This is a genomic window from Vicinamibacterales bacterium (genome assembly GCA_036496585.1).
Classification (GTDB): domain Bacteria; phylum Acidobacteriota; class Vicinamibacteria; order Vicinamibacterales; family 2-12-FULL-66-21; genus JAICSD01.
In genome coordinates this window covers 1-5,390 of the sequence record DASXLB010000027.1, presented here as the reverse complement: position 1 = coordinate 5,390, position 5,390 = coordinate 1, and the positions used below count along the sequence as shown (strand labels likewise).

Annotated in this window: 5 protein-coding genes; 3 read left to right on the top strand and 2 right to left on the bottom strand. The window is 68.3% G+C overall.

Annotated elements, in window-relative coordinates; all coding sequences use genetic code 11:
• Positions 1–379: 379 nt before the first annotated feature.
• Genes VGI12_08715 through VGI12_08705 form a run of 3 tightly spaced genes read left to right on the top strand, consistent with a single transcriptional unit; the run spans position 380 to position 2,566 of the window.
• Complete coding sequence (locus VGI12_08715) at positions 380–538, top strand: hypothetical protein (protein HEY2432745.1); 159 nt, start codon at positions 380–382, stop codon at positions 536–538.
• The gene (gene tnpB / locus VGI12_08710) at positions 535–870 is read left to right on the top strand and encodes an IS66 family insertion sequence element accessory protein TnpB (GenBank protein HEY2432744.1); all 336 of its coding nucleotides are present in this window, start codon (positions 535–537) and stop codon (positions 868–870) included. The genes VGI12_08715 and tnpB (VGI12_08710) overlap by 4 nt, the downstream gene beginning before the upstream one ends.
• A 34-nt stretch (positions 871–904) precedes the next feature.
• Positions 905–2,566: an IS66 family transposase gene (locus tag VGI12_08705; GenBank protein ID HEY2432743.1), complete on the top strand. Its 1,662-nt coding sequence runs from the start codon at positions 905–907 to the stop codon at positions 2,564–2,566.
• 246 nt (positions 2,567–2,812) lie between these two features.
• On the opposite strand, the gene VGI12_08700 is transcribed toward VGI12_08705, so the two are convergent.
• Positions 2,813–4,492 (bottom strand): IS66 family transposase, encoded by a 1,680-nt coding sequence (locus VGI12_08700; GenBank protein HEY2432742.1) that lies wholly within the window; start codon positions 4,490–4,492, stop codon positions 2,813–2,815.
• A gap of 53 nt (positions 4,493–4,545) precedes the next feature.
• Positions 4,546–4,905: an IS66 family insertion sequence element accessory protein TnpB gene (gene tnpB, locus VGI12_08695; GenBank protein HEY2432741.1), complete on the bottom strand. Its 360-nt coding sequence runs from the start codon at positions 4,903–4,905 to the stop codon at positions 4,546–4,548.
• Positions 4,906–5,390: the final 485 nt, after the last annotated feature.

The following is a 5,390-nucleotide window of genomic DNA, read 5'->3' as shown; positions in this document are numbered from 1 at the left end:
AACGGCACCGGGGACAGCCGGGAACGTCTCCAGGCCTTACGGGACGTCGTGCATCACTCCCGTGGGGAACGAACGAGCTGCACAGCAACGTATCCGCCCGACCGTCACCATCTGACGTGGCACAGGGTGGCTGTGGTGAATGGAGGGCATGAGATCAAACCGAGACGACCATGGAGGCGCCGAGTGGCGGCCACCGACAGGGCGATGGCAGACCGAGGATGGACAGGCGATGCTGGCGGCGCTCGCCGACAGTGGGCAAACGCCGAGTGCCTTCGCGCGAGCCAAGGGCTTTCCACCGTACCGCGTGAGCTACTGGCGCGCGAAGTTCGCTGCCCCTGAGCGCCAAGAGCCGCAGGTCCGCCCTGGTAAGGGTGGCTTTGTGTCCGTCGCGGTACGCGACGCGATCCAGACCCAGGAGGCCGCCACGGAGCGCCGGGTCGAGGTGACGTTGCCGAACGGACGCGTCGTCACGTTCGCGGGGACGTGGGAGGCGGTAGCGATCGCGCCGTGGCTGCACGTGCTGGAGGGTGAGCGATGATCGGGCTCAATGGGAAGGTTCGCATCTTCCTCTACGCCGGCACCTGCGATATGCGCCGACAGATCGCAGGTCTGGTGACGATGGTGCGCGAGGAGTTGGGACGAGATCCGCAGTGCGGTGACCTGTACGTGTTCCGTGGCAGGCGCGGTGATCAGCTCAAGATTCTGTTCTACGACCAGCGCGGTTATTGCATGCTGGTGAAACGTCTCGATGAAGGGACGTTTCCGATCGCGCATGCCGCGGACGGCAACGCCGTCGAGATCACGCTTCGCGATCTGGCTTCATTGATGGCGAATGCAGAAATGATGTCATCTGTGCGCGCGACCGCTTGAAACCACAAGATCGATTCTGCTACTTGCTGTCGACATGGCAGCGGACCGACGCAAGCAGATCGAAGGCGCGATCGCCGCGCTCGGCTCGCTCAGGAGCGCGGTCGCGAGCGAGCAATCGCGCATCCTCGACGAAGTGGTCGCGCTGCTCGCCAGCCTCGATGGCGAGTTGGCGAGCCTGAGCGCGAAGTTGCGCTGGCACGCGAGCGCGCCATTTCGTTCCAAGAAGGACGAGGCTCCCGGGGGTCAGCTCGCGTTCGAGCTGCTGCGGATGTTGACCGGGCGCCTTGGCCAGGAGCCTGCGGCGGACGACGCCCAGCCCACCGACGGCGACGCCCAGCCCACCGACGGCGACAAGCCGTCCGACGAGAAGCCGCCCGGCGGGCGGGGCTCGCGGCCCAATCGTGAGCGGCGCGGACGCGAGCTGCGCCGCAAGGTCCAGGAGGTCAAGGTCCCGGAATCCGAGGTGCAGAAGTGTCCGTGCTGCACCAAGCAGCTGGCCGAGATGGGCTTCGATGTCCGCGAGCGCTTCATCTATCAGCCGGCGGAGGTCTACATTCTCGAGGAGCGGATCTACAAGTACGGATGCCGCTGTGGCGAAGTCGTCGTCACCGCGGAGCCGACGGAGCCGCCCAAGCCGATTCCCGGCGGCATGGCGTCGTCGAGCCTGCTCTCCCAGCTGGCGATCGGCAAGGTACTCGACGGCAACCCGGTCGAGCGCTTCGCCAAGCAACTTCGGCGCCAGAACATCGATCTGGCGAACTCGACGCTCCACGACTGGTTCGGCCGGACCGCCGACATGTTCGGCATCTTGCGGACCGCGTGCCACCGCCAGCTGCTGACATGCGGCCTGATCAGCCTCGATGACACCCCCGTGCGCGCTCGCAACGCAGACCACCCCGCCAACGTCCAGACCGGACGCCAGTGGCTCTACCTCGGGGACATCAACCAGATCGCCTATGCCGAGTTCACCCCCGACTGGAAGGGGACGCACCCCCAGCGGGTCCTCGAAGGCGCACGCGGCGACATCCAGAACGACGGCTATGCCGGCATCAACCCGCTGTTCGTCGGCCCCGACGCGCCCCGGCGCATCGGATGCAACGACCACGGACGGCGCCGGTTCGTGCAGGCCCTCGAGCAAGGCGACCGCCGCGCACAGCCGATGATCGACCTGTACAGTGCCCTGTACCACGTCGAGCGGACCGCGACCGAGCGCAACCTCGACGCCACGGGGCGGTGCGCGCTGCGGCAGGCCGAGTCGGTGCCCCTGTGGCGCGAGTTCGAGCGCGTCATCATCGACATCACGCCCAAGGTCGACAAGAAGGCCCCGCTCGGCAAGGCCATCCACTACTGGACCCGGCAGCAGCCGTCCCTGCGCGCCTTCCTCGACGATGGCCGGTTCCCGATCTCCAACGCCCACGTCGAGCGCCTGCTGCGCGTCGTGTCCACGTTCCGGAAGAACTCGCTGTTCGTCGGCAGCCTCGACGCTGGCGAGCGCTACGCGAACGTGCTCACCGTCCTGCTCAACTGCGAGCTTGCCGGCGTCAACCCCTACGTCTACCTCGTCGACGTCATCGACAAGATCGCCGCCGGCTGGCCCGCCGGCCGCGTCACCGAGCTCCTGCCCCGGACCTGGCTCGCCGCCCGCCAGGCCGAACAGCAGCGTCCAGGCCAGGCCGACGTCGTCGCCGTCACGTAGCTCGTCTCGCATCGCTCGTGCGTTGTCGCATCCCCCGCGTCATCCCAGCCAGATGGTGACGGTCGGGTGGATACGACGCTGGTGTGGCGTCCGGGGCTACGACGTAACCGCCCGATAGTCGACGCCTCGTAAAGCCAGCGGGTAGATGCGATGGTGGCGGCGATGGCGAGCGCCGTGCCAAAGACCCGCCGAGGTCGCCGCGTCTGCCGCGTACGCGGCGATCGCGCAGCCGTGGCGACCGCGCGGTCAGGCCGCGGCGGCGACGACAGCGTCGTCGATGGGGTCAGCAGCTCGATCGGGTGGCTGCTGCTGTCGGCGCTGGTTCGCGAGCCAGGCGGCGGGCAGGAGCTCGCGAATCCGGGCCATGGGCCAGTCGTCGGCGAGGTGCCGGAAGACGTCGCGGAGGTACTCGAAGGGCGGCGCGCCGACGAGATCGCAGTTGATGATCAAGGTGTGCAGGATCGCGAAGCGACGGGCGGCGTCGTCGGAGCCTGCGAACAACCAGTTTCGGCGACCGATGGCCGTGCGGCGCTGCTGCCGTTCGACGTGCGCGTTGGACAGCGGGACCCGCGGATCGTCCAGGAAGAGGACCAGGGTGGGCCACTGATTGACGGCGTACCCAACGGCCTTACCCAACGGGCTCTTGGGCGTGGCCCGGCCCGCCAGATCGGCAATGATCCGATGGAGGCGCTCGACGCGCGGCCGGCTGTCGCGCTGCCGGCGGAGTCGGAGCTCGTCGAGGTCGGCGCCGTCGGCGCGGGCCTGGGCTTCGACCGCGTAGATCTCGCGCAGCGCAGCGACGACGACCGCGGCGCGGGCATCACCGGCGTCGAGTGCCTTGATGAACCGGCGCCGGCAGTGGTCCATGCATCCTGCACGGCGCGGCGCGTTGGGGCGCTCGAAGATGGGAGCGAGCCCGGCGTAGCCGTCGGACTGGATCACCTGGCCGCGGAACGCAGCCAGCGTCGCCTGCGGCCATTTCCCCTTCCAGTCGGGCGTGTACTCACAGAACGCGACCTCGCCACCATCGCCCAGGAAGGTCCAGATATGACCGCGCTTGATGCCGCGCGCGTGACCGCGGCTGAGCACCGCCAGGCCGGTGTCATCCAAGCTGATCAAGTAGCGGGCGAGGGTGTCGTCGCGAAGCACCTGCGACAACGGCTCGACGAGATCCGCGGCACGCGCGTACCAATCGCCGAGCGTCGATGGCGCGATCGGCGCCCCGCCGCGCGCGAGGATCTTGCTCTGGCGCTCGATCGGCACGGCATCGGAGTTCTTCGACGTCACGATCTGCGCGAGCATGCCGGGACCGGGCCGTGCGCCCTCGATCGGCGGTGGCGTGGTCGGCGCCGTCGACACGTTGCCCTCGCAGATCGCGCAGGCGCGAACCTCGGCGTGTTCCTCTACTGCGTAGGCTTCGCCCGGGCGGTACTCGATCGTGACCCGAACGCGGGTCCCGATCAGCTTCTTCTCGGCATCGCAGCAGCGAAGCTCATCGTCGGGGACCGGGATCTTCACGATCTCGCGCCGCATCGACGGCGGCACCGGCTTGCGACCGCCGCGCCTGGGCTTGCTCGGCTCTTGTGGTCCGGCCGGTGGCGCACCTGCGTCGCCCTCGATCGGGCCGGGCGGTGGCTCGGGCGCCGGCGGCGGCTCGTCGGGGGGCGTGGTGGTCTCGTTGGCGGGGAGCTGGGCGAGGAACAGCGCGAGCTGATCCGGCGAGATCCGCTCCGACTTGCTTCGGTACATCTGGCGCAGCATCGACGTGTAGCGCGCCGCCAGGTCGCTGTGGTCGCGCGTCACCTTCTCGAGGACCTCGAAGAGGATGGCGATCACCTGCACGTGCTCGCCGGCAGCGACCAGCGCCTCGAGCTGCGCACGCAGCGCCGGCACATCCGTCGTCGAGCCGAGCACGCGTCGAGTCACACCTCTCTGCTATCAGAGCCGATCGCTCCGGAACAGTGGCCCTGATCAATAAATCACGCGGCGATGTCGATTGTTTCGGGTGGCGTCGCAGTCCAGCGTGCTCGGCGCTTCGCACCGCGCAGATCGATCCCTTCGAGGATCAGCGCCAGCTCGGCGGCTTCCATCTCCACCGTCGCACCCGTCGCCGGCTGTTCCCACGGCAGGCGAAACCGGCCTCGTTCAAGTCGTTTCGCGAAAAGACAGTAGCCCTGGCGATCCCAGAACAAAATCCGGACCTGATCGCCGCGCCGATTGAACACCACATATAGGTGGCCGCTCCGCGGATCATGGCGCAGTCCTTGCTCGACCAGCACGGCAATCCCGTCGAACTGCTTGCGCAGATCGCACGGCTCGGTGGCGACGAACACGCGCACCGTCGGTGGCAGGCTCAGCATGGCGCCTCACCCAGCGCCGCGACCACGCGTCGCAGCAGCTCACCGTCGAACCCATGGCTCACCCGAACCACTGCCCCACCGATGACGACTTCGAGGCCGCTCGCCGCGGGTTGTGCCGAAGTGACACGTACCGGCGCGAAGGCCACGGGCTGCCCCGGCCCTGCTGATCGCGCCTTCCTGCCCACACGCGCGACCCAGCGCTGGACGCGCACCTCGTGCAAGCCATGTCGCCGCGCGAACGCGGCAGGCGTTTCCCCGCTGGCCCGCAGCGCAGCGACCATCAACTCCCCGTCGGCGAGTTGCCAACGCGGCCGCCCTCGTGGCGGCGTCCACTCGGCTGGTGGGGTGACCACGCGTGGCCCGCCGCCTCGATCTGTCGTCGTTTCTGCCATCAGTGCCTCCTGACTCGCCACACTGACCTAGACGGTAGAGCACTACCAGACGGCGACTATCGGGCGGTTACG

Bases quoted from the DNA above. Each gene is read 5' to 3' on its own strand.
- tnpB (HEY2432744.1), top strand. From the start codon at position 535: ATGATCGGGCTCAATGGGAAGGTTCGCATCTTCCTCTACGCCGGCACC.
- VGI12_08705 (HEY2432743.1), top strand. From the start codon at position 905: ATGGCAGCGGACCGACGCAAGCAGATCGAAGGCGCGATCGCCGCGCTC.